The organism is Pseudomonas sp. FYR_7, from assembly GCF_043106155.1.
GTDB lineage: Bacteria > Pseudomonadota > Gammaproteobacteria > Pseudomonadales > Pseudomonadaceae > Aquipseudomonas > Aquipseudomonas parafulva_B.
In genome coordinates, this window is the sequence record NZ_JBICMI010000022.1 from 80793 (window position 1) to 104532 (window position 23740).

Here is a 23740-nt window from a genome sequence, read left to right on the forward strand (position 1 = left end):
AGCACGCATGCCCCTGCCATATCGCCCAGGCTCGCGATCTCTCTAAAGGAGCTCGCATCATGCCATCCGTCTCACCCTTGCAACATTTCGAGTCATTCGACGCGGCAATCACTGCCCTGTTGTCCCCCCTGCCCTCACCAGACTTGCAGCTTCCACCGGTGGCGGGCCGGCAACAGTTCTTCGGCGCGCTCGCAGACTACTGGAACCTGCCGGACGCAGCAGGCAAAAACCGCCGTACTCGGCTCATTGCGCTTCGGCGACAACAGCTTCAGGCCGAAATGGACCTGCGCATCGCTGACGCAACATTGGAGCCTCTGGCGGCATCGCTGTTACAGACCTGCCTTGACCACCCCATGTCCTGGGCTCGCCAAGGCATCGAGGCGTCCAAGCGTCCACAGCTCTATCGCCTGCTGCTCGACTGCTCACGACCCAACTGGAGGGCCTACTTGCCAGGCGCCGTACTGCTTGTACAAGGCGGTGTCGAGGGGCAGATGATGACGGGCGATGCGGGCAGCGGCCCAGCATTGTTATGCAGCCTCTCCCACGGCATCGAAGCGTTCGCCGATGTTCAGAGCCTGCACCTGGAACTGTGCGAGCGGCTGGATGATCCCCTGCAAAGTCAGCCGATGCTCACGCTGCTGGCGCTGGGTGATGCCGACCGCGCCCATAACGCACAGCGACTGCGTTACGACTGGCTGCCCGACGATCTTGTGGAAGTCCAGATCCAGGCCTTGATCGATGCCCAGCATGGGCGATTGAACGAGGCATGGAGTAGCCAACCCATGGATCAACCGGGTTTTGCCGAGCGCCTGACCAAGGCCGCAGACCTGCTACCCTGGGTGACCAGCAAGGCAGCGATGCCGACGCGTTATGGCCTGCTGCTTGAAAAGCATGCTCCTGCGTGGCTCAAGAAGACCTCTATCCCAGGGCTCACGCATATCATGCAGACGATGCAAGAGCTGATCGTGGCCATCGATCAGGCCGCAGCGCCGGGCATTCCTACGCTTGAACAGTTCACCGAACGCAACAGCCTGCTACAGTGGACCCGTGCCCGTCTCAGCGAGCGCCTGAGATTGGACCACCAACTGGATCTGGCACCGGAGCAGATCTTCATCAGTGTCACCATTGCCCGTCAGACCGGCCCGGTGATGCCTCCAGGTCAGCCCAGCAGCTATATACCCATCGCTAGCCGGCCGCAGGCAGGGGATACCGTGGAGTTGGTCAGGCAAACCTACAGCCTGGATCAGTTGGCGTTGCTGAACGTGGGCTTGCTAGACCTGGACTATTGGCTAACCGCTCGCGTCCACCATAGGGACGAGACGAACATTCAAGGCTTGTCCCCTGCGCAGGCTCGCCAGATGGTCCGTGAACTCAATGTCGGCGACAGCTATTCGCGTTTCCTGCGCAGCCACCTGATCGACCTCGCGCAAGGGCAGTGGCGACGGGATGCACATGCCCGAATCAACTGTGCTCGCATGCGGGCAGAGGCCGCCAAGGCCCGCTATGCTGGCCACTTCATACCCGACCCGCTCGAACAGGGCTATCGCTGGAGCAGGGCCGTTCTCAACTACCCCGACAGCGACTGGCGCCCCTTGGTGCAAGAGAACCGCCTGAGTGTCCGGCAGTTGTTGATTGCCGGGCACACCGTACAGGGGGTATTGCTGATCACGCCTGAAACACCCCAGATGCAGCGCTTTCTGGTGTATGCGCCAGATGCACCGGATCGCAGGCCATGGCGCGAATACGCCAATGCGCGTGCGCTGCTCCGATCGCTTCGCGCCAGCCCGGATCTACGCACTTACGTGATCGACCGCATGCCCTTGGCCCGGCGCAAAACCGTCGAGCGCCTGTTGAGCAAGGGCGGGCTCGCTCAACGGCTGAGTCGTCCGGTCATCTCCGGCAATTTTTTGCATGCCTGTTATTTGGCAGAGGTCCGCGCGTTCATATCGGCGGTCGATGCCAGCACTAATACCAAACAGGAGCTGCTGGGCGAGGCCAGCCTGCATGCCTTGTGGATCATGCTCGATTTGATCAGCTTCGTGATTCCGGTCCGTGCCCTGACGCCGCTGGCATTCGCCCGCGCTGTGCTGAGCGTACTGGACAGCCTTGAAGCACTGGAAAAGGAGGATCAGGTAGGCGTGCTCAAGCATATGGTGGAGGCTTTTACCCATATGAACGATGGCATCAACAGCATCGGCGGCACGACAGTGATCAGGCGCGCCATTCGCGCCATGCCTCCTACTTCGCCATTGATGCTACCACCTACCTTCCAGGTACGCCCGGACACCGCCAAGTTGCGTTACCGAATCGATGGTATCCATAGCGAAGGCGTGTATGAAAAGCCATCCGAACGTGCAGGGCTGGCTCTCTACTACATCCAGGACAAGCAAGGCCGGTACTACCAGGTGGCGTTCGACGGTTATCGCTGGCGCGCCATCGATCCCAGGCAACCCGATGCCTACAGCAAGGTGGCGGTCAGACGGAGCGCTGAAGGCGAGTGGATCGTCGACTCACCCGTCCTGTGGCACGACGGCCTGCCAGACCTCACCGCATTGCTGGAACACTGCCAGCTTCCCGCGACCCCGGATGGGGTACCACTGGAAGGGGCGAGTGAACTGTACGAGAGCGATGGCCAACCCTACTTGCTCGCCGGTGGCCATGCCTTGCCCGTGCGTGCCCACCTGCTAGCCGATCACTACCATCTGCTGATACCCGGACAGCCTGCCGCGACCACCACCGCCTGGGCAATCCTGCGCTGGCGCGACGGCCAGTGGCGTATACGTGTGCGCCAACCGGGGCGAAGCAGCGACTGGCTGGCTCTGCCTGCCGCTTATGCCGCCAACGTGGGCAGCACCTGATCCAGCCGTTGGTGCAAGGCACTTTCAGCCGGCCAGTTGCGCAGCAGCCGCGCCCGGTCCCGAGCGAAGGCCGGCGCGAAGCTGCCCTGGCTGCTGTGCTGGCACACGGCGTCCAAGTCGATCAGCGACCACCGACCCTGATCCCAAAACAGGTTGTGGCCCTTGAAGTCACCGTGGCTGATGCGCTCGCGGATCAGCTGTTGCATGAGCTGCACCAGGGCCTCCACCTGTTCGGCCGGCGCATCGCCCTGCTCGACGAAGGGGGCAAAGCATTCGATGAGGTCGGGGCCGTCGATGTAGTCGGTGACCAGGTAGGCACGCGTGCGCAATCCCAGCACTCGCTGCTCCAGCACCGCCAGTGGGCGCGGGGTAGCGATGTCGAGAAATGACAGGCGATGCCCTTCGATCCATGAGTGCCAGGCCCTGCTCGGTCGCCAGAAGCGCTTGAGCCAGTGGACAGTGTTCTTGATGTTGTAGCGTTTGATGACCCGTTTGCGGCCATCCACCTCGACCCGTGCCACGCTGGCCGCGCCGCCAGTCTTGTACAGGTGCCCACGATCGATCAGCGCATCCGCCTGTTCAAGCACTGGCAACAGGGCCTGGGCCTCGCTACGGACCACCGCCCGCAGGGCGGTCAGGCTGCGCTCGACACTGAACAGGCTACAATCGCGGCCGGCCTTGTCCAGGAAGTCGCGTTGGCGCCAGGCGCGGACTTTGTCTATTTGCTTCTGCAAGGCCTCCATGGGCAATGCGTGCTCGGCATTGGCCAACAGGTAATGCACCAGCAGCTCTTCGGTGAACGGCTCCAGCCGCTTGGGTAGCTGCGCGAAGAACACACCCAGGTTTTCCAGTACGCGAGGACGCGAAAGCTGCTGGCCTGGCGTTTCAGCCTTGATACCGGCCCCATCGATCAGGTACAGCTTGCCTGCATGACGCAGCAGGTTGTCCAAGTGCAGGTCTTCCTGCCACAGCCCCCGGCGGTGCATCTGCGCCACAGCCGCCAGGGCCTCGCCCAGCACCTGCTGCTGCTCGTCGGCAAGCACAGGCAGGTGCTCGACCACGGACCAGGCATCGGCCAGGCTTTGGGCGCCATCGAGGTACTCGAACAACAGCCAGCCGCCCTCGCCTTCCACCAGGCCATCGGCGAGCAGTACCGGCGTGGTCAGCCCCTGCGCCGCGAGCAGCTTTACCCCTTGCAGCTCACGCTGGAAGTGACGCGCGGCATTGCTGCCCACCAGCAACTTGGCCAGGACCGGCCTGCCACGCCAAACCCCGGCCCCCACGTAACGCTGGCCCGGCAGCACGCGCAGCAGGCTGAGCAATTGCAGCTCAGCGCTACCGGCGGCATCGGCGAGGTTGACGGCAAGCGGCAGCGATGGGCTGCGACCTGTTTCCTTCAGCTCGGAAAGCTGCATCAGCGAGCCTCCTTATGATGACGGCGTTGTACCAGGCGGTTGACCCAGGTTTCGACCAGCGTGCTGTCGATGGGTTGTGCGAGGTAGGCTGCCAGCAATGTACGTATCTCGCCGTCACTCCATACCGGCGCCCGGCGCAGCAAGGGCTCGAGGTCCTTGAGGCGGTCACGCATGCCAAAGAGCAAGGGACGGGTTTTCTCCAGGTCGATCAACTGCGCGTCCCAGCCTTCTCTGCGCTTACGCAGAAAAATGTGCTTGGGATAGAAGCAACCATGCACCTGCCCAGCACCGTGCAGCGTGCGCGCCAACTGGCCGCAGGCCTGGAGCATGCCAATGCGCACCGATGCATCGAGTTCGGGCCATTGCAGCAACTGGCTGTCGAGGTCGTGCCAGCCGTCCAGCGCGCGGGTCATCAACAGGGCTCGATGCTGGCCACCTTGCTTGCGCTCGCCGTAGAACACGGCTTCCAACGCAGGGATGTGCAGCTTCTGGTAGCGAACGATATTGCGAAATTCGCGGGCGAAGGTCGGCTCGCCAAGGGGCTTGTGCAGGCTGCGGGTAAGGTAGTCGCTCTGGCGCTTGAGGTAATAGCCCTTGCCCTCGAGTTCCAGGCGGTAAACGCTGCTCCAACCGCCGCGGCCGGTATTGGGCTCGTCCACCGCGTCGAGTTCGAGTGCCCACAGCGCCTCGAAGTCGTCCAGGCCATGGCGCTGGAGCAAGGCACGGTCTGCACTGGCCATATAGTCGGTCATTCCCTTCCCTCGAAAAAGCCCAGCACCTGACGAATGCGCTTCTTGTCCCGGGCGTTCAGCCGGTCGCGGCCTCGGTACTGCAAGTAAAAGCGCAGGCGCTGGGTTGCCGAAAGGTGGTACTTGGCGACCTTGTCCAGGCAGGCCAGGTCCTTGATCAGGCGATGGCGCCACATGAACCCACGCCAGAAATCACCTGTGGGGCAGTCGATGAAGAACAGCGTCCCTTGGTCATCGACCAGCAGGTTGCGCCACTTCAGATCGTTATGGGCGAAGCGGTGCTCGTGCATGACCCGGGTATGGCGTGCCAGCTGGCGGCTGATGTGGTCCACCCAGGCGCGATCGGCCAGGCGGGCATCGTTGCGCTCGGCCAGCGCCGAGAGGTCCTCGGTGTTGGGCAGCTCGCGGGTAATCATCGCGCCACGGCCGAACGCCAGGCCATTGCGTTCGAGCCCCCAGGCGACCACCTCGGCCGTGGGAATGCCCCACTTGGCGAACTGCTTGAGGTTCTGCCATTCGGCCTTGATACGTGGGCGGCCCAGGTAGCGGCGCATGTGCTTGCCAGCGCCGGTGTAGCGCTTGACGTAATAGTTGACGCCTTCACGCTCGACACGCACCACTTCGCTGAGCGGATCACGGGTCAGGCGTTCGCCCTGAACGGCGAATACCGCCTCGAGGCTGCCAAAATCCTTCGCCAGGTGCTCGTAACCTGGCGCCAGTGTCCAACTGGCCATCAGAGTGCATCCCCATAGCGTTGTTTACGGTCGTAGAGTTTCTGCGCCTTGCGCTCAAGCCAGGCGAGCAGTGCAGCTTCGTCCTTCATGACCTGACGCAGCGGGCGCTGGAAGTAGCTGCGCAGAAAACGCAGCTTGTCGCGTTGGGTCAGGCCAATGTCCAGGGCTGAGAAGTACAGGGCGGCCAGGTCCTTGTTACGCCAGCGGCGGCTAATGGCGGGGCGTGTCTGGGCGCGGTGCAGGTCGATCACCGACAGCTTGAAATCATCGGCCGTCACGGGCCGGTCGGTGTGCAGCAGGAAGTGACAGATGTAGCAGTCCCGGTGGTTGACGCCGGCACGGTGCATGCCACCGGTCATCTCGGCCACGCGCGCGATCAGGGCACGCTTGAGGCGTGGCGCAGGCGGCTGCCGGAGCCAGTCGATGCTGAAGTCTTCCAGGCTGACGGTCGGCGCCAGTTCCTCGGTGATGATGAAGGAGTGCTGGGTGGCCGGGTTGCCGCCCCGCTCACCGAAGGCCACGGCCGTCATGGTTGGCACGCCGACCTGATGCAGGCGCTCGATGGCTTGCCACTCCTGGCCGGCGCCCAGTACTGGCAACTTGGCCGTGAGCAGGTTCTTGAAGATCTCGCCCCAGCCGATGCCACGATGGATCTTCACGAAGAAGCCTTCGCCGGCGACCTCCGTACGCAGGGTACGGCGCCCTTCAAGTTCCCGATAGACTTCGCCTTGCAGCGCTTCTACCGCCTCGAAGGCATCGCGCCCCGCCCAAAGCCGCTTGAAGGGCTCTGCCACGATCAACTTCATGCCCCCTCCTGCCCTAGGATCACATCGGCGGCATGCTGCGGCATGCTGTAAAGGTCGGCCGTATCGGCATACGCCAGGCCGTTGCGCGACCAATCGGCCCGCGCCGCGGGGTCATCGAGCATACGCTGCAGGTAGCGGTTGAGCTGCTCCTGCTCGAACGGCTCGTCCAGCACCAGACCGCAGTCGGCCTCGGCGATGTAGTGGGCATAGCCGCACACGCGCGACACCAGCACCGGCAAGCCCGCGACCAGGGCTTCGAGCAGCACGGTACCGGTGTTCTCGTTGTAGGCCGGGTGGATCAGCAGGTCGGCGCCCAGCAGGAAGCGCGGGATATCGCTGCGCCCCTTGAGAAACTGCACTTGGTCGCCCAGGCCCAGCGTCGCGCTCTGCAACTGGAAGACCTTGGGGTCATCCTGACCGATCACCAGCAATCGGGTACGCTTGCGCAAGGCCGTGGGCAATGCCGCCAACGCCTTGAGGCTGCGGTCCACGCCCTTGGTCTTGAACCCTGAACCGATCTGCACGATCAGCAACGCATCCTCGGCCAGATCGAACTCCCTGCGCAGGTCGGCACGGATTTCAGCGGCGTTGGGCGGTGCACGACGATCCTGGGAGATGCCCGGCGGCAGCAGGTGAAAACGCTCGACCGGCGTGCCGTAGTGCTTGATGAACAGCGGCTGCTGCACCTCGGAGATCATCAGGATCTCGGTACCGGCCTCCTTGGCGAACACCGCCCGCTCGTATTCGGCGAAATGCCGGTAGCGGCCCCAGCGCCTGTACAGGTCGCTGCGCAGGTTCTGCGCCTTGTCCTCGAAGCAGCCGTCGGCGGCGTAGTACACATCCAGCCCAGGCATCTTGTTGAAACCGATGAGCCGGTCCACCGGACGCTTGGCCAGGTCGGCCTGCATCCAGGCGGTGAGTTTCTCATTGCGCCGGTGATTGAAGATCGCCTTGACCGGCGCCACCAGCACTTCGAAACCTGGCGGAATGTCGCCCTCCCAGATCAACGTGTAGACCCGGATCTGGTGGCCGCGCTGCTGGCATTCCAGGGCTATGCGCATGAAATCGCGCTGCAGGCCGCCAAAGGGGAAGTATTTGTAAAGTACGAAAGCCAGTTGCATCAACGGACATCCTCAGCCAGCAGCAGCGCGCTCAGGCGGCTCGCTACATGCTCGGGATTCAGGCGAGTGAAGCACAATGGCCACTCGCGGTTCAGATCGTACCGGCGCAGGTCTTCGGCGCTCGGTTTGTAGGTGCACTTCTTCTGCAAGCAGGGTGCGCACGGCCAGTCACTGGCCTGGTGGATCTGGGTCCGTCCATAGGCGCCGGTCAGGCCCGGGTTGGTCGGGCCGAACAGCGAAAGCGTCGGTACATCGAGGGCTGCGGCCAAGTGGCCCAGGCCGGTATCGACGGCGACGCAGGCCTTTGCAGCGGCCAGCACCCTTGCGACGCCAGCCAGATTCAATTTGGGCAGCACTTGGCAATGGTTCAAGCCTTGGGCAATGCGCTCGGCCCTGGCCTTCTCGGCCGGGTTGCCCCAGGGCAGGCGCACTTCCAGCCTGCGCCGGCCCATGCGCTCGGCCAGCTCGCGCCAGTAGGCCTCGGGCCAGTGCTTGGTGGCCCAGGTGGTACCGTGCAGGAAAACCACGTAGGGCGCTGCCGGCGGCAACTGCAAGCGTTCAAGGTCCAGGCCGTAACGGCCGATGCCCTCGGGCAGGTCATAGGCCAGTGCCATGGCGAACAACTGGCGCACACGCTCGACGGCATGCTGGCCGACCGCGACCGACAGGCGTCGGTCGTAGAAGCGGCTGGCCCAGCCTTCACGGGCCGAATACCGGTCCAGGCCTGCGACCGGTGCCTTCACGTAGCGTGTCAGCCATGCTGACTTGACCAGGCCCTGGGCATCGATCACCAGGTCGTATTGGCGCTCGCGCAGGCGCTGCTTGAAGGCCTTCCACTCGCCGCTGCGAACGGTCTGCCAGAGGTGCTTGCGCCAGCGACGGATGGCCACCGGAATGACCTGATCGACCGCCGGATGCCAGCTGGGTATCTCGGCGAAACCTTCCTCGACGACCCAGTCGAAGCGGATGCCGGGGATGGCATGGGCTGCATCGGTAAGCGCTGGCAGCGTGTGGATCACATCACCCAGCGAGGACGTCTTGATGATCAGTACCCGCACTTAGTCGACCTCGGTCAGCACGTCGATGATGTTCGCACCGCCCAGGCGGGTCAGCGCGGCGATGACCTGACCGGGTTCGAGCAGACGCAGGCAGTTGTAGTGACCGAAGCGGCAGGTGCGATCAAAACACGGGCTGCATTCGATGCCCAGGCGCACCACCTCGACCTGGCTGGCCAGCGGCGGTGTGAAACCAGGCGATGTGGAGCCGTACACGGCGACCAGCGGGCGATTGAGCGCCGCCGCAACATGCATCAAGCCAGAATCGTTAGAGACCACGGCGTCTGCGCAGGACATCAGGTCGATCGCCTCGGCCAGGGAGGTTTCACCGGCCAGGTTCACGGACTCTTCGCGTAGCCCAGGGATCAGCCGTTCGCGGATCTGCTCACCCACTGGGTGATCGCTTTTCGAACCGAACAGCCAGACCTGCCACCCCTGGCGGATCATGGCATCGGCCACGGCGGCATAGTGCTCGGCCGGCCAGCGCTTGGCTTCGCCGAATTCAGCGCCTGGGCATAGCGCCAGCACCGGACGGTCCAGCTCCAGGCCGAACTTGGTCAGCGCCGCTTCACGGCTGTGTGGCTCGATCTGCAGGCTGGGCTGGGGGTAGGGCTTTGGCAGCTCGGCACCGGGGGCATAGGCCAAGGCCATGAAGCGCTCGATCATCAACGGGTAACGCGCTTTGTCCAGCTTGCGGACATCGTTGAGCAAACCGAAACGCATTTCGCCACGCCAGCCGGTGCGTTTGGGGATACCGGCAAAGAACGGTACCAGCGCCGATTTCAGCGAATTGGGCAACAAGATGGCCTGGTCGTACTGACCGCTGAGCGACTTGCCGATGCGCCGCCGTGTGGCCAGCTCCAGCGCACCGTGGCCGAGCGGGAAGCTCAAGGCCTGGCGCACCTCGGGCATGCGCTCAAGGATTGGCCGGCTCCATTCGGGGGCCAGCACATCGATCACGCAGTCGGGGTGCTGCTGTTTCAGGCACTGGAACAAGGTCTGCGCCATCACCATGTCGCCGACCCAGCTGGGGCCAATGATCAGTATTCTCATGCTAGGTCCAGAAACGCTCGGGGAGGCGACAGGCTGCAATTCAGCCCGGCCTCCCCTCTTTATATTCAGGCTATGTGGCCGACAGTGTAACACCGGGGCTGCTTCACGCCTCAATCGCGGCGGATCCTCACCCTGAGGAGCCGCCTCGACTGGGCTCAGCTCAGGCCGAGCTCGCTCCAGATACGCCGCACCTGGCGGCGCTCATCGGCAAACTGCGCAGCATCGATCACCCCGGCCTGCTTCTGCAGCGCCTGGCGGTGAGAGGCCGAGCGAAATGCCTTGTACACCTCGCGCAGCAACACCGCGTCGGCGGCAGGCATCAGCCCCACTTGCTCCAGCTCTTCAAGAATACGGATGTTATCGGTCCATCGAACCAGGCCCGTGTGGTCATGGGACCAGGCCAAAGCGGCGTATTGCACCATAAATTCGATATCGACGATACCGCCCGCATCCTGCTTGATGTCAAAGGGCATACCCGGCTCGAAGGCGTTGGGTGCGGTGCCGGCGACCGTGGCCTTCGTGCCCAGGCTGGCGCGCATCTTGGCGCGCATTTCACTGACTTCGATACGCAGCTTCTCAAGGTCGCGGGGTTGTCCCAGCACCTGCGCCCGTACTCTCTCGAACGCCTGTCCAACCCGCGGGCAGCCCACCAGCACGCGGGCACGGACCAGTGCCTGGTGCTCCCAGGTCCAGGCCTCGCTTTGCTGGTAGCGCTCGAATGCGCCCAGCGAGCTGACCAACAGGCCCGCGGCGCCTGAGGGCCGTAGACGCATGTCCACGTCATACAGCTGGCCCGAGTTGGTCTGGGTGGTCAGCAGGTGAATGATGCGCTGCCCCAGCCGCGTGAAGAACTGGGCACCGTCGATAGGCTTGGCGCCGTCGGTTTCGGCCTGGGGGTCGCCATCATGGATGAACACCAGGTCCAGGTCCGACCCATGTCCCGTCTCCAGGCCGCCAACCTTGCCGTAGCCGATGATGACGAAACCCGGGTCGAAGGGTATGCCGTCGCTGCCCATCGGTTGGCCGTGGCGGGCAACGGTCTGGCGCCAGGCCAGGGCAAGCACCTGGTCGAGGATGGCCTCGGCCAGCCACGTCAGGTAGTCGCTGACCTTCATCAACGGCAGGTTGCCACTGATTTCCGAGGCGGCCACGCGCAAGCTATGCGCCAGCTTGAAATGACGCAGCGCCTCCATTTGTTGTTCCAGGTCATCTTCCGGAATGCGCGTGAGGCGCTCGCGCAATTCGCTGGCCAGCTCCGGTGCCAGGGGCGGGCTGAACAGGCGGCCTTCATTAAGCAACTCATCGAGCAACAACGGGTAGCGTGCGATCTGCTCGGCAATCCATGGACTGGCTGCGCACAGGGTCAGCAGACGGCGCAGGGCACCGGGGTTCTCGGTGAGCAATACCAGGTAGGCAGAGCGCCGGGCCACGGCCTCGACCAGCGGCAGTACTCGCTCAAGCACCAGGTCGGGGTTCTCGTGCTCGACCGCCTGGGCCAGCAATCGCGGAATGAAGGCGTCCAGCCGCTCGCGCCCAAGGCGCTGCATCGAACGCAGCTGCGGGCTGGCACGCAGAGCTGCCAGGCGCCGCAAGGCCTCGCCCGGCAGCTTGAAGCCGGCCTCCTCCAGCTGACGGCCAGCAGCCTCTTCATCCTGGGCCTGCTCCCATAACGGCGACCATTCACCGCCGACCACCAACTCGCTTTCGCTTTCGTCTTCGTCGGGGTCGGCGATGACCTGCCGGAAATGCCAATCAATGCGCTCACGCCACTGGCTAAGTTGAGCTTGGAAGGCTTGCCAGTCGGCGTAGCCCAGCATGTAGGCGACACGGGCCTGATCGGTTTCGTTCTCCGGCAACATCTGCGTCTGGCGGTCGGCAATGGCCTGGATGGCGTGCTCGGTGTAGCGCAAGAATGCATAACCCTCCCGCAGCTCGGTGACTACGGCAGGGGGCAGGTAGCCTTGGCCTTCCAGGGTAGCCAGCACCTTGAGCAGAGGCCGCTGCTGCAAGCTGAGGTCGCGACCGCCGTGAATCAGCTGGAAGGCCTGGGCGATGAACTCCACTTCGCGAATGCCGCCTGCTCCCAGCTTGATGTTGTCCGCCATGCCCTTGCGCCGCACTTCCTGCTGAATCAGCTGCTTCATGGTGCGCAGGGCTTCGATGGCCGAGAAATCCAGGTACCGCCGGTAGACGAACGGGCGCAGCATGTCCTGCAGCTGAGCGCCGGCGGCCTGATCGCCTGCCACTACCCGTGCCTTGATCATGGCATAGCGTTCCCAGTCGCGGCCCTGGTCCTGGTAATACTGTTCCAGCGCGTTGAAGCTGAGCACCAGTGCACCGGACGACCCGTAAGGGCGCAGGCGCATGTCGACGCGAAACACGAAGCCATCGACCGTGACCGGGTCCAGGGCCTTGATCAGGCGCTGACCCAGGCGGGTGAAGAACTCCTGGTTGTCCAGCGAGCGTTTCACGCCTTCGGTTTCGCCGCCTTCGGGGAATGCGAAGATCAAGTCGATGTCCGAGGAGAGGTTCAGCTCGCGTGCACCGAGCTTGCCCATGCCCAGCACCACCATGTGTTGTGGGTGGCCGCTGCGGTTGCCGATCGGCGTGCCGAATTGCTGGCAGTGCCGTGGGTACAACCACTGGTAGGCCTCGTCGATGGCGGCATCGGCCAGGTCGGAGAGATCGCGGCAGGTCTCACCAAGATCGGCCTGGCGGGTAATGTCACGCCAGATGATGCGTACCTGCTGGCGGTTGCGCTCGCGACGCAGGTTGCGGGCAAGCTCGTCCTCGCTTTGCGCCGCCTGGGCAACCTTGGCAACATGGCCGCGCAGCTCGCCTGGCCCGTAGCTGCGCTCCAGCTCGCCGCTGCGCATCAGGCCGCAGAGCAGGCCCGGGTCGCGCTGCACCTGGGTCAGCACGAAGTCGCTGACGGCCGCCACCTGGTCGAACTGCCGAGCATGCCGCTCGCTCCAACTGCCCAGGTCCAGTTCGGGGTGTGCGGCCACCGCCTCGTGCAGAAACTGTTGGTTGCGCAGGGTCAGTGGTTGAAGAACGGCAGGCAGCTGGCAAGGCAAAGGCAGGCGCATGGGCTATCCTTGATCGGCGTGAAATGGATGAGGAAAGGCGGCCAAGGGAAAGCCGGACCACGGTTGGACTGTCATACAAAAGTTGGAAATAGCTGAAAACATCGAATTCGTGGCATGGAACATCAACAGTTACCCGTTCGTGGAACATTGCCAACCAACATGAACGTTTTTCCTCACAAGCCAGGATGCGACCAAACGTCGCACAAATGTAGTTTTACTACTGTGCCTGTCGCGCAAAAGCATGAAATGCGAAAGCAAATGTAGTAAAACTACACGGCGCCGGACGAAGATCCCGGTAATCCAAGAATTCACGACGTCTGCCCATAAGGCCAGTCGCAATCTCAGGCAATCGATTCTGGTTGCCTTTCCGCCCTGGAGCAAGCCATGCAAGACCTCGATCCAATCGAAACCCAGGAATGGCTGGATGCCCTGGAGTCGGTCCTCGACAAAGAAGGCGAAGACCGCGCTCATTACCTGATGACCCGTATGGGCGAGCTGGCCACCCGCAGTGGCTCCCAGCTGCCATATGCGATCACCACGCCATACCGCAACACCATCCCTGTCACCCACGAAGCACGCATGCCTGGCGACCTGTTCATGGAACGCCGCATTCGCTCGATGGTGCGTTGGAACGCCCTGGCCATGGTCGTGCGCACCAACCTGAAAGACTCGGACCTGGGCGGACACATCTCCAGCTTCGCCTCCAGCGCTACCCTGTACGACATCGGCTTCAACTACTTCTTCCAGGCGCCGACCGAAGAGCACGGCGGCGACCTGATCTTCTTCCAGGGCCACGCCTCGCCGGGCGTCTACGCCCGCGCCTTCATGGAAGGCCGCATCAGCGAAGAGCAGATGAACAACTTCCGCCAGGAAGTCGATGGCAACGGCCTGTCCTCGTACCCACACCCCTGGCTGATGCCTGACTTCTGGCAGTTCCCGACCGTTTCGATGGGTCTGGGCCCAATCCAGGCTATCTACCAGGCACGCTTCATGAAGTACCTGGAAGCCCGTGGGTTCATTCCGGCAGGCAAGCAGAAAGTCTGGTGCTTCATGGGCGACGGTGAGTGCGACGAGCCCGAATCCCTGGGCGCAATCGCCCTGGCCGGCCGCGAGAAGCTGGACAACCTGATCTTCGTCATCAACTGCAACCTGCAGCGCCTCGACGGCCCGGTTCGCGGCAACGGCAAGATCATCCAGGAACTCGAGGGCGTGTTCCGAGGCGGTGGCTGGAACGTCAACAAAGTGGTCTGGGGTCGCTTCTGGGATCCGCTGCTGGCCAAGGACACCAACGGTGCCCTGCAACGCCGTATGGACGAAGTCATCGACGGCGAGTACCAGAACTACAAGGCCAAAGACGGCGCTTACGTGCGTGAGCACTTCTTCAACACCCCAGAACTCAAGGCCATGGTCGAAGACCTGTCCGACGACGAGATCTGGAAGCTCAACCGTGGCGGCCACGACCCGTACAAGGTCTATGCGGCCTACCACCAGGCGGTCAACCACAAGGACCAGCCTACCGTCATCCTGGCCAAGACCATCAAGGGTTACGGTACCGGTGCCGGCGAAGCCAAGAACACCGCGCACAACACCAAGAAGGTCGATGTCGACAGCCTGCGTCACTTCCGTGACCGCTTCGATATTCCCGTCAAGGATGCGGACCTGGAGAACCTGCCGTTCTACAAGCCCGAAGAAGGTTCTGCCGAGGCCCGTTACCTGGCCGAGCGCCGTGCAGCCCTGGGCGGCTTCGTGCCCCAGCGCCGCGCCAAGAGCTTCAGCGTGCCAACCCCGCCTCTGGAAACCCTCAAGGCGATCCTGGACGGCTCGGGCGACCGCGAAATTTCCACTACCATGGCGTTCGTGCGGATCCTGGCGCAGTTGGTCAAGGACAAGGAAATCGGTCAGCGCATCGTGCCGATCATCCCTGACGAAGCCCGTACTTTCGGCATGGAAGGCATGTTCCGCCAGCTGGGCATCTACTCGTCGGTTGGCCAGCTCTACGAGCCGGTCGACAAGGACCAGGTGATGTTCTACCGCGAGGACAAGAAAGGCCAGATCCTCGAAGAAGGCATCAACGAAGCCGGCGCCATGTCGTCGTTCATCGCTGCCGGTACTTCGTACAGCTGCCACAACCAGCCGATGCTGCCGTTCTACATCTTCTACTCGATGTTCGGCTTCCAGCGTATCGGCGACCTGGCCTGGGCCGCTGGCGACAGCCGTACCCGTGGCTTCCTGATCGGCGGCACCGCCGGCCGTACCACGCTCAACGGCGAAGGCCTGCAGCACGAGGACGGTCACAGCCACATGATGGCCGGTACCATCCCGAACTGCCGCACCTATGACCCGACCTACGGCTACGAGCTGGCGGTGATCATCCAGGACGGCATGAAGAAGATGACCGAAGAACAACAGGACATCTTCTACTACATCACCGTGATGAACGAGTCCTACCAGCAGCCAGCCATTCCGGCCGGTGCCGAGGAAGGCATCATCAAGGGTATGTACCTGCTCGAGGAAGACACTCGCGAAGCCGCACACCACGTGCAGCTGATGGGTTCGGGCACCATCCTGCGCGAAGTGCGCGAAGCGGCGAAGATTCTGCGTGAAGAGTTCAACGTCGGTGCCGACGTGTGGAGCGTCACCAGCTTCAACGAACTGCGTCGCGACGGCCTGGCCGTGGAACGTGCCAACCGCCTCAAGCCTGGCCAGAAGCCACAGCAGACCTACGTCGAGCAGTGCCTGAGCGGCCGCAAGGGGCCAGTCATCGCTTCCACCGACTACATGAAGCTGTTCGCCGAGCAGATCCGCCAGTGGGTGCCGAGCAAAGAGTTCAAGGTCCTGGGTACCGACGGTTACGGTCGCAGCGACAGCCGCAAGAAGCTGCGTCACTTCTTCGAAGTAGACCGTCACTTCGTGGTACTGGCTGCCCTGGAAGCGCTGGCTGACCGTGGCGAGATCGAACCCAAGGTTGTGGCTGACGCCATCGTCAAGTTCGGCATCGACCCGGACAAGCGCAACCCATTGGACTGCTGAGGAGTATTTTTAAGTGAGCGAACTCATTCGCGTACCTGACATCGGCAGCGGTGAAGGTGAAATCATCGAGCTGTTCGTCAAGGTCGGTGACCGTATCGAGGCTGACCAAAGCCTGCTGACCCTGGAGTCCGACAAGGCCTCCATGGAGATTCCGGCGCCAAAGGCCGGCATCGTCAAGGAACTGAAAGTCAAGCTGGGTGATCGCCTGAAAGAAGGCGACGAACTCCTGGTTCTGGAAGCCGAGGGTGCCGCTGATGCGGCCCCTGAGGCACCTGCGGCCGAACAGAAGCCAGCACAGGCCGAAGCGGCCGCACCGGCACCTGCTGCCGAGGCCGCGCCAGCATCCGCTGCCGCTCCGGCTGCCGCTAGCGTGCAGGACATCCACGTGCCGGACATTGGCTCGTCGGGTAAGGCCAAGATCATCGAAGTGCTGGTCAAGGCAGGCGATACCGTCGAAGCCGATCAGTCGCTGATCACCCTGGAGTCCGACAAGGCCTCCATGGAAATCCCTTCGCCTGCCGCTGGCGTGGTCAAGGAAGTCATTGCCAAGCTTGATGACGAAGTGGGCACCGGCGACCTGATCCTCAAGCTGGAAATTGCAGGTGCAGCGCCTGCCCCAGCGCAGGCTCCAGCCGCCGCTGCACCGGCCAAGACCGAAGCCGCACCCGCCGCTGCCCCTGCCGCTGCTGCCCCGGCTGCCGCTGCGCCTGCGCCAGCTGCAACCGCCCCGGCTGCCGGCAACAACGCCAAGGTGCATGCCGGCCCAGCCGTGCGTCAGCTGGCCCGTGAGTTCGGCGTAGAGCTCGGTGCCGTGGCAGCGACCGGCCCACACGGCCGCATCCTGAAAGAAGACGTGCAGGTTTACGTCAAGGCCATGATGCAGAAGGCCAAGGAAGCGCCGGCAGCTGCCGGTGCAACCGGCGGCGCTGGCATTCCGCCAATTCCGGTAGTCGATTTCAGCAAGTTCGGTGAAGTCGAAGAAGTGGCCATGACCCGCCTGATGCAGGTCGGTGCTGCCAACCTGCACCGCAGCTGGCTGAACGTGCCGCACGTGACCCAGTTCGACTCGGCTGACATCACTGAGCTCGAAGCCTTCCGGGTTGCCCAGAAAGCCGTCGCAGAAAAGGCCGGCGTCAAGCTGACCGTCCTGCCGCTGCTGCTCAAGGCCTGCGCCTTCCTGCTCAAGGAACTGCCAGACTTCAACAGCTCGCTGGCACCAAGCGGCAAAGCGGTCATCCGCAAGAAATACGTGCACATCGGTTTTGCCGTGGACACGCCCGATGGCCTGCTGGTACCGGTAATCAAGAACGTCGACCAGAAGAGCCTGCTGCAGCTGGCTGCCGAAGCGGCTGCCCTGGCCGAGAAGGCGCGCACCAAGAAGCTGTCGGCGGACGAGATGCAGGGCGCCTGCTTCACCATCTCCAGCCTTGGTCACATTGGCGGCACCGGCTTCACGCCGATCGTCAACGCCCCCGAGGTGGCCATCCTGGGCGTCTCCAAGGCGACCATGCAGCCTGTCTGGGACGGCAAGGCCTTCCAGCCCAAGCTGATGCTGCCGCTGTCGCTGTCGTACGATCACCGTGTGATCAACGGCGCCGCCGCTGCGCGCTTCACCAAGCGTCTGGGCGATGTGCTGGGCGATATCCGCACCATGCTGCTGTAAGGCAGCGCACTGCCCCTCCTGGTGAGGGGCAGCTTCTTTTTCGAGCTGCCACGCTCGTACCTCAACCCCGTCGATTGACGGGGCTTTTTTTGCCTGAAGCAAAGTAGGCGCTGAGCGGGAACAGGATGGCCCCGGCGCACGGCCGCGTTGCCGAGCATCGCTGCAAACCCGCACTCAACAGCCGTCCTACAGATTTCGTGGCGTCGGCCGATAACCTTGTTACAGCTTCGTACATGGCCGCTTGCCAGCTATAGGGACATGATGCAACCTTGCCAGATTCGACGCGGTCCAACGGGCGCGTTCCCTCTTCAAGCGAGTCTTCGATGAAAAGCCAACCCGATGCTGGCAACCGTGTGACGGGCGAGGTCGTCACGCAGTTACCCGTGCCCTCGCGGTTGGGCATGCTGCGCTTCGAAAGGCTCAACGAAGCCAGTTGGTCGCTGCTCTACCTGGACCCAGCCTGCGAGCGCCAGTTCGGCGTTCATGCCAGTGACCTCTGCGCGCTGGTCGATGCCCCTTACGCCAGCCTCATGGAACCCGAGGCCCGCTACCGACTTCATGACGACATCCAGCTGCAACTGTCGCAACGCGGCTATTACCGCGTGCGCTACACCCTGCACACGCCAGGCGCCTGCGTGCGCATGCTGGAGGTCGGCGAAGTTTTCAAACAGCATGCCCGCCAGTTGTTATGTGGTTACCTGAGCGTACTCGACGATCACCCGGAAGACACGGGCGAGACCGCCAGTGACCTGGAATCACGCAACAACCGCCTGCAGTTGGCCCTGCAACTGAACCAGCGTGCCCAGCGTGAGCAGCTCGAGCACCTGGAGCGCGTGCGCAGCCAGCAGGACCTCATCCTGCGCCTGGCCCGTCAACGCTACAGCGCCGAGAACTCGTTGCTCGAAGCCGCCGAACTGATCACCCGTAGCGCTTGTGAGATCTACAAGATCGACTGCGCCGGTATCTGGCACTTGGAAGGCCAACGGCTTGAGCCGATCACCGCCTGGTACAGCGACGTGCAAGCGCACCGCCAGCCCGAAGCCATCGATGCCAGCCATTTCCCGGATTACCTCGAGGCCCTGCATGCCAGCCGTGCGATCGACGCGCACAACGCCGGGCACGATCCCCGTACACGTGCATTAATGCAGAGCCTGGGGCCTGGCAACAAGGCGATGCTCGATGCCAGCATCCGCGTCGACGGACAGGTGGTGGGCGTCTTGTGCCTGGAGCAGGCCGGCCAGCCACGCGCCTGGCAGTCCGATGAGATCGCCTTTGCCGGTGAGCTGGCCGACCAGTTCGCCCAGGTCATCACCAACCACAACCGCCGTGCGGCGGCCAGTGCGCTGCACCTGTTCCAACGCGCCGTGGAGCAGAGCGCCAGTGCCTTCCTGCTGGTGAACCGGGATGGGCAGGTTGAGTATGTGAACCCAAGCTTCACCGCCATCACCCAATACAGCACCGAGGAAGTGCAAGGGCGTCACCTGGGTGAACTGCCCGCCCTGGAGAACCTCAACGAGCTGCTGTTCGACTCGCCTTCAAGCCTGGCCATGGGTAACAGCTGGCAGGGCGAATTCAAGAGCCGGCGCAAGAACCTGGAGCCCTATTGGGGGCAGCTGTCGATTTCCAAGGTGTATGGTGACAACCGCGAGCTGACCCACTACATCGGCATCTACGAAGATGTCACCCAGAGCAAGCTTGCGCAGCAGCGCATCGAGCGGCTGGCCTACACCGACAACCTGACCAACCTGGGTAACCGTCCGGCGTTCATCCGCAGCCTGGACGAATGCTTCGCCCGGGATGTGCAGAATCCGATGTGCCTGCTGCTGGTGGACATCGACAACTTCAAGCGCATCAACGACAGCCTGGGCCATCATACGGGCGACAAATTGCTTATCAGCCTGGCCAGGCGCCTGCGCAACAGCCTGCATGCCGGCGGCATCCTGGCCCGATTTGCCAGCAACGAGTTTGCCGTGTTGCTCGACGACACCAGCCTGGAGGCCGGCCAGGGGGTTGCCCAACAACTGTTGCGCACCCTCGACAAACCAATGTTCGTCGACAACCAGCTGATCAATGTCACTGCATCGGTGGGCCTGGCCAGCGCTCCCCAGCATGGTGCCGACCCCACCAGCCTGATGAAAAACGCCGGGTTGGCACTGCACAAGGCCAAGGCCAACGGCAAGCACCAGGTGCAGGTATTCACTGAGGTCCTCAACGCCGAAGCCAGCTACAAACTGTTCGTCGAGAACAACCTGCGCCGCGCATTGACCCAGAACGAGCTGGAGGTGTTCTATCAGCCCAAGCTGTGCCTGCGCAGCGGCCGGCTGCTGGGCTTGGAAGCCCTGCTGCGCTGGAACCATCCCGAACGGGGCATGATCCGCCCTGACCAGTTCATCAGCGTGGCCGAAGAAACCGGTCTGATCATTCCCATCGGCAAATGGGTGGTGCGCCAGTCGTGCCGCATGAGCAACGATCTGCGTGCAGCAGGGCTTGGCAACCTGCACGTTGCGATCAACCTGTCGCCCAAGCAGTTTTCCGACCCTGATCTGGTCGCCTCGATCAGTAGCATCATCGGGGAAGAAGGCTTGCCTGCGCACCAACTGGAGCTGGAGCTGACCGAAGGGTTGCTGCTCGAAGCCAGTGAAGACACCCATCGGCAACTCGACGAGCTCAAGGCATTGGGCCTGACCCTGGCCATGGATGACTTCGGCACCGGTTACTCCTCGCTGAGCTACCTGAAGAAGTTTCCGATCGACATCCTCAAGATCGACCGCAGCTTCATCAAGGACATCCCCGACAACCAGGACGACATGGAAATCACCTCGGCGGTGATCGCCATGGCCCATAACCTCAAGCTGAAGGTGGTGGCCGAGGGCATTGAAACTCCTGCGCAGCTGGGTTTCCTGCGTCGACACCGGTGTGACATCGGGCAGGGCTATCTGTTTGACCGGCCTATCCCGGGGCGAGAGCTGGCAGAGCGCCTGCAACGCTACCCGCGAGGCCCAGCCGCCTGACAGCAGCGCAAACCTCGGGCACACTAGAAACCATTCGGGCTGCATCGCAGGCAGGTCCGTCCTCACAGATCGCGCAGGTCATGTGATCGGGAACGGACTTGGCGGCGATGGCCCTGACGCTATCCAACTGAATAGACACAGAGGAACGGCCATGGTCCTGCGTTCGGAAATACTGGTGAACAAAAATGTCATGCCTACTGCGGAGCAGGCCCTGCCCGGCCGCGAAACGCCGATGAGCCTGCCCGAGTTCCACTACGTGTTCAAGGAGACGCCGCTGCTTGGGCCATTCTTCGAGGACGTGGATTTCGCGATTTTCGGCCTGGGGTGTTTCTGGGGCGCGGAACGCCGATTCTGGCAGCGTGAGGGGGTGGTCAGTACCGTTGTGGGTTATGCCGGCGGCTTTACGCCGAACCCGACCTACGAAGAGGTCTGCTCAGGCCTGACCGGGCACACCGAAGTGGTGCTGGTGGTCTTCGACAAGAGCAAAGTGAGCTACGGTGAACTGCTGACCATGTTCTGGGAACTGCACAACCCGACCCAGGGCATGCGCCAGGGCAACGATGTCGGCACGCAGTACCGCTCGGCCATCTACTGCACCAGCCCCGGACAGTTGGAACAAGCCAAGGCCAGCCGCGACGCTTTCCAGGCCGAACTGAGCAAGGCTGGCTTCGGCGAAATCACCACTGAAATCGACCAGGCACCGACGGTGTACTTCGCCGAGGCCTACCACCAGCAGTACCTGGCCAAGAACCCGGACGGCTACTGCGGTATCGGCGGCACGGGCGTGTGCATGCCGGCCAGTTTGCAAGGAAACTGAGCATGAGCACCATGACCCTGTTCCACTCGCCCCTGTCGCCATTCGTACGCAAGGTCATGGTAGTGTTGCACGAGACCGGCCAACTGGACCGAGTGGCACTTGAGCCTGTGAACATCAGCCCGGTCAAAGGGGACGAGCAGCTCAACGCCGGCAATCCGATTGGCAAGATTCCGGCGCTGCGCCTGGCGGACGGTACCGTGCTGCACGACAGCCGGGTGATCTGCGAGTACCTGGATCAGCAACATGTGGGGTTGCCGCTGCTGCCCCGTGAAGGCTCTGCTCGCTGGCGACGCATGACGCTGGCCTCTCAGGCGGATGCCATTCTGGATGCGGCCGTCTCGAGCCGCTACGAAACATTCGTGCGACCGGTCGAGAAACGTTGGGATGGGTGGCTGGAAGCGCAGGGGGACAAGATCCGCCGCAGCCTGGCCAACCTTGAGCGAGCCCACCTGGCGGAGCTGACGTCAGGGTTCGACTTGGCCGCGATCGGCGTGGCTTGCGCATTGGGGTACCTGGACTTGCGCCAGCCTACGTTCGGCTGGCGTGAACGCCAGCCTGGCCTGGCGGCCTGGTATGCCGAGGTGAGCACGCGGCCTTCGATGGTGGCAACGGCACCGGCTGCCTGACAGACGGCCAGTGGAGCGGCCGCACCGATGCGCCTGCTCAGGCAACGATGATCAGCAGTCAGGCTCGCCAGCGGTGAATCGTTTTGCCGGATTCACCGCGCCCTTGAACTCACGCAGCGCCTTGGCACCCACCAGCAGCGGGTAGTTGAAGTTGCTGCGATCCACCAAGTTGACCTCCACGGTTCGTTTCACGTCTCCCAGGCACAGTTCCAGGTCTACCACCGGGCGCTTGGCACTCTCGGGTGTATCGCCCTCATCCTCGTCATCGGCACGGCCCTTGATCTTGCTGATACGCGAGACTTGGTGCTCGTAAACCTTGCCGTCGGCATCCTTGGTCGCCAGGCGGAAACGTACCCACTCCTGCCCATGGCGGGTGAACAACTCGATGTCCTTGGCCGACAGCGACGCCGTATAGGCGCCAGTATCCATCTTGGCCTTGAGCGTCTGGCCAATCTCCGGCAGCGCGATATTCTCGTAGCGCCCGTACAGCGTAGGTTCGGCGGCCACCACCGGTAGCGTCAACAACGTCAGCACGGCAAACAGTGATTTCACAAGCAAGGTTCCTTGATCGATTTACGGATTAGACCGCACAAGCAGCCCAGGTTCGCGGTCCAAAGCCTAACCAACATAATGTGAAACATTTGTCCGTGCCGCCGGGCATTGGAGGTTTGGCGTAGTCCGCAAGCCTGCTTATCATTGCCGATCGTTATGGTTCTGACAGAAAGAGTCTCCTTATGCGTCGCGTGCTGACCGGCATACTTACAGCCACCTTGCTGCTGCTCAACACCTTGGTGTTGATCGGGCCCCTGCTGGTGTTCGCCTTGTTCAAACTGGTGCTGCCTGGCCGTGGGCGCGACCGTGCATCAGGAGCCGTGATGTGGGTGGCCGAAACCTGGTCGGAAATCGACAAAGCCATCTTTGCCTTGTGCACACCCACCCAATGGGACATTCGCGGTATCGAAAACCTGCGTCGTGACACCTCGTACCTTGCAATGAGCAATCACCAGAGCTGGGTGGACATTCCCGCCTTAATCGAGAGCCTCAACCGGCGTACCCCCTTCTTCAAGTTCTTCCTGAAAAAGGAATTGATCTGGGTGCCGCTGCTGGGCCTGGCGTGGTGGGGCCTGGACTATCCGTTCATGAAGCGCTACAGCAAGGCCTTTCTGGAGAAGCACCCCGAGCTCAAGGGCAAGGATCTGGAAATCACCAAGGCTGCCTGCGAGCTGTTCAAGCGCCAACCGGTGACCGTGGTCAATTACCTGGAAGGCACCCGCTTCACCGAGGCCAAGCGCCAGGCGCAACACTCACCTTACCGCCATCTGCTAAAGCCCAAGGCCGGTGGCGTGGCGTTCGTGCTCGCAGCGCTGGGTGAGCAGCTCGATGCGCTGCTGGACGTCACCATCGTGTACCCCGGCGACAAGGCGCCAGGTTTCTGGGACTTGCTCAATGGCAGTGTCAGCCGGGTAATTATCGACATTCAGGTGCGCGAGCTCGACCCAGCGCTGTGGGCGGGCGATTACGAAAGCGATCCTGTTTTCCGTCAGACAGTGCAGGCGTGGGTGAACCAGCTGTGGCTGGAAAAGGATGAGCGGATCGGGCGGTTGCGTTGGGAATGAATGCACTTTGTTGCTTCTGTGGCTCTAGCGCCGGCAAGCCGGGGCCTGAAGGATCATGACAGCCATCGGACATTAAGGCGGCCGGGCTACTTGACGC

Annotated in this window: 16 protein-coding genes; 7 read left to right on the plus strand and 9 right to left on the minus strand. The window is 62.7% G+C overall.

Features of this window, described 5'->3' with window-relative positions; genetic code table 11:
- Positions 1–59 precede the first annotated feature (59 nt).
- Complete coding sequence (locus ACF8R3_RS05880) at positions 60–2858, plus strand: dermonecrotic toxin domain-containing protein (protein WP_392515194.1); 2799 nt, start codon at positions 60–62, stop codon at positions 2856–2858.
- Here the strand turns inward: ACF8R3_RS05880 and ACF8R3_RS05885 are convergent.
- The 8 genes from ACF8R3_RS05885 to glnE all read right to left on the minus strand — a co-directional run bounded on the left by ACF8R3_RS05885 (position 2831) and on the right by glnE (position 12880).
- The gene (locus tag ACF8R3_RS05885) at positions 2831–4273 is read right to left on the minus strand and encodes a lipopolysaccharide kinase InaA family protein (RefSeq protein WP_196127751.1); all 1443 of its coding nucleotides are present in this window, start codon (positions 4271–4273) and stop codon (positions 2831–2833) included. The two genes, ACF8R3_RS05880 and ACF8R3_RS05885, sit on opposite strands and share 28 nt — an antisense overlap.
- Positions 4273–5025, minus strand: coding sequence for a lipopolysaccharide kinase InaA family protein (locus ACF8R3_RS05890; RefSeq protein WP_326383292.1), 753 nt, complete (start codon positions 5023–5025; stop codon positions 4273–4275). The genes ACF8R3_RS05885 and ACF8R3_RS05890 overlap by 1 nt, the downstream gene beginning before the upstream one ends.
- Complete coding sequence (locus ACF8R3_RS05895; protein WP_058602994.1) at positions 5022–5756, minus strand: lipopolysaccharide kinase InaA family protein; 735 nt, start codon at positions 5754–5756, stop codon at positions 5022–5024. Before ACF8R3_RS05895 ends, ACF8R3_RS05890 begins: the two co-directional genes overlap by 4 nt.
- A complete protein-coding gene (gene rfaP, locus ACF8R3_RS05900) occupies positions 5756–6562 on the minus strand; it encodes a lipopolysaccharide core heptose(I) kinase RfaP (RefSeq protein WP_058602993.1) in 807 nt (268 codons plus the stop codon). The genes ACF8R3_RS05895 and rfaP overlap by 1 nt, the downstream gene beginning before the upstream one ends.
- Positions 6559–7683 (minus strand): glycosyltransferase family 4 protein, encoded by a 1125-nt coding sequence (locus ACF8R3_RS05905; RefSeq protein WP_058602992.1) that lies wholly within the window; start codon positions 7681–7683, stop codon positions 6559–6561. The genes rfaP and ACF8R3_RS05905 overlap by 4 nt, the downstream gene beginning before the upstream one ends.
- The gene (gene waaC, locus ACF8R3_RS05910) at positions 7683–8741 is read right to left on the minus strand and encodes a lipopolysaccharide heptosyltransferase I (RefSeq protein ID WP_058602991.1); all 1059 of its coding nucleotides are present in this window, start codon (positions 8739–8741) and stop codon (positions 7683–7685) included. Before waaC ends, ACF8R3_RS05905 begins: the two co-directional genes overlap by 1 nt.
- Positions 8742–9791: a lipopolysaccharide heptosyltransferase II gene (gene waaF / locus ACF8R3_RS05915; RefSeq protein ID WP_058602990.1), complete on the minus strand. Its 1050-nt coding sequence runs from the start codon at positions 9789–9791 to the stop codon at positions 8742–8744. It lies immediately after the preceding gene.
- Positions 9792–9946: 155 nt separating this feature from the next.
- Positions 9947–12880: a bifunctional [glutamate--ammonia ligase]-adenylyl-L-tyrosine phosphorylase/[glutamate--ammonia-ligase] adenylyltransferase gene (gene glnE / locus ACF8R3_RS05920; protein ID WP_392515196.1), complete on the minus strand. Its 2934-nt coding sequence runs from the start codon at positions 12878–12880 to the stop codon at positions 9947–9949.
- 384 nt (positions 12881–13264) lie between these two features.
- On the opposite strand from glnE, the gene aceE reads away from it, so the two are divergent.
- The 5 genes from aceE to ACF8R3_RS05945 all read left to right on the plus strand — a co-directional run bounded on the left by aceE (position 13265) and on the right by ACF8R3_RS05945 (position 22027).
- On the plus strand, positions 13265–15910 hold the full coding sequence (aceE, locus tag ACF8R3_RS05925) for a pyruvate dehydrogenase (acetyl-transferring), homodimeric type (RefSeq protein ID WP_058602988.1): 2646 nt from the start codon (positions 13265–13267) through the stop codon (positions 15908–15910).
- A 13-nt stretch (positions 15911–15923) separates the two neighbouring features.
- The gene (gene aceF, locus ACF8R3_RS05930; RefSeq protein ID WP_078479251.1) at positions 15924–17573 is read left to right on the plus strand and encodes a dihydrolipoyllysine-residue acetyltransferase; all 1650 of its coding nucleotides are present in this window, start codon (positions 15924–15926) and stop codon (positions 17571–17573) included.
- 323 nt (positions 17574–17896) lie between these two features.
- Positions 17897–20584 (plus strand): bifunctional diguanylate cyclase/phosphodiesterase, encoded by a 2688-nt coding sequence (locus tag ACF8R3_RS05935; RefSeq protein ID WP_145253998.1) that lies wholly within the window; start codon positions 17897–17899, stop codon positions 20582–20584.
- A 151-nt stretch (positions 20585–20735) separates the two neighbouring features.
- Complete coding sequence (gene msrA / locus ACF8R3_RS05940) at positions 20736–21401, plus strand: peptide-methionine (S)-S-oxide reductase MsrA (RefSeq protein ID WP_392515199.1); 666 nt, start codon at positions 20736–20738, stop codon at positions 21399–21401.
- A 2-nt stretch (positions 21402–21403) separates the two neighbouring features.
- Positions 21404–22027: a glutathione S-transferase gene (locus tag ACF8R3_RS05945; protein WP_326383297.1), complete on the plus strand. Its 624-nt coding sequence runs from the start codon at positions 21404–21406 to the stop codon at positions 22025–22027.
- Between the two features lie 51 nt (positions 22028–22078).
- Here ACF8R3_RS05945 and ACF8R3_RS05950 read toward each other — a convergent pair whose 3' ends face one another.
- On the minus strand, positions 22079–22579 hold the full coding sequence (locus tag ACF8R3_RS05950; RefSeq protein ID WP_058639070.1) for an ATP-dependent zinc protease: 501 nt from the start codon (positions 22577–22579) through the stop codon (positions 22079–22081).
- Between the two features lie 182 nt (positions 22580–22761).
- Here ACF8R3_RS05950 and ACF8R3_RS05955 point away from each other — a divergent pair, with 182 nt between their 5' ends.
- Positions 22762–23643, plus strand: a complete 882-nt coding sequence (locus ACF8R3_RS05955; RefSeq protein ID WP_058639069.1) for an acyltransferase — start codon at positions 22762–22764, stop codon at positions 23641–23643.
- The last annotated feature ends 97 nt before the right edge of the window (positions 23644–23740 follow it).

Excerpts from the sequence above, each read along its gene's own strand:
- ACF8R3_RS05895 (WP_058602994.1), bottom strand. The coding sequence starts at position 5,756 with ATGGCCAGTTGGACACTGGCGCCAGGTTACGAGCACCTGGCGAAGGAT.
- rfaP (WP_058602993.1), bottom strand. The coding sequence starts at position 6,562 with ATGAAGTTGATCGTGGCAGAGCCCTTCAAGCGGCTTTGGGCGGGGCGC.
- ACF8R3_RS05935 (WP_145253998.1), top strand. The coding sequence starts at position 17,897 with ATGAAAAGCCAACCCGATGCTGGCAACCGTGTGACGGGCGAGGTCGTC.
- msrA (WP_392515199.1), top strand. The coding sequence starts at position 20,736 with ATGGTCCTGCGTTCGGAAATACTGGTGAACAAAAATGTCATGCCTACT.
- ACF8R3_RS05905 (WP_058602992.1), bottom strand. The coding sequence starts at position 7,683 with ATGCAACTGGCTTTCGTACTTTACAAATACTTCCCCTTTGGCGGCCTG.
- ACF8R3_RS05955 (WP_058639069.1), top strand. The coding sequence starts at position 22,762 with ATGCGTCGCGTGCTGACCGGCATACTTACAGCCACCTTGCTGCTGCTC.
- glnE (WP_392515196.1), bottom strand. The coding sequence starts at position 12,880 with ATGCGCCTGCCTTTGCCTTGCCAGCTGCCTGCCGTTCTTCAACCACTG.
- ACF8R3_RS05880 (WP_392515194.1), top strand. The coding sequence starts at position 60 with ATGCCATCCGTCTCACCCTTGCAACATTTCGAGTCATTCGACGCGGCA.
- waaF (WP_058602990.1), bottom strand. The coding sequence starts at position 9,791 with ATGAGAATACTGATCATTGGCCCCAGCTGGGTCGGCGACATGGTGATG.
- ACF8R3_RS05890 (WP_326383292.1), bottom strand. The coding sequence starts at position 5,025 with ATGACCGACTATATGGCCAGTGCAGACCGTGCCTTGCTCCAGCGCCAT.
- ACF8R3_RS05945 (WP_326383297.1), top strand. The coding sequence starts at position 21,404 with ATGAGCACCATGACCCTGTTCCACTCGCCCCTGTCGCCATTCGTACGC.
- ACF8R3_RS05885 (WP_196127751.1), bottom strand. The coding sequence starts at position 4,273 with ATGCAGCTTTCCGAGCTGAAGGAAACAGGTCGCAGCCCATCGCTGCCG.
- aceE (WP_058602988.1), top strand. The coding sequence starts at position 13,265 with ATGCAAGACCTCGATCCAATCGAAACCCAGGAATGGCTGGATGCCCTG.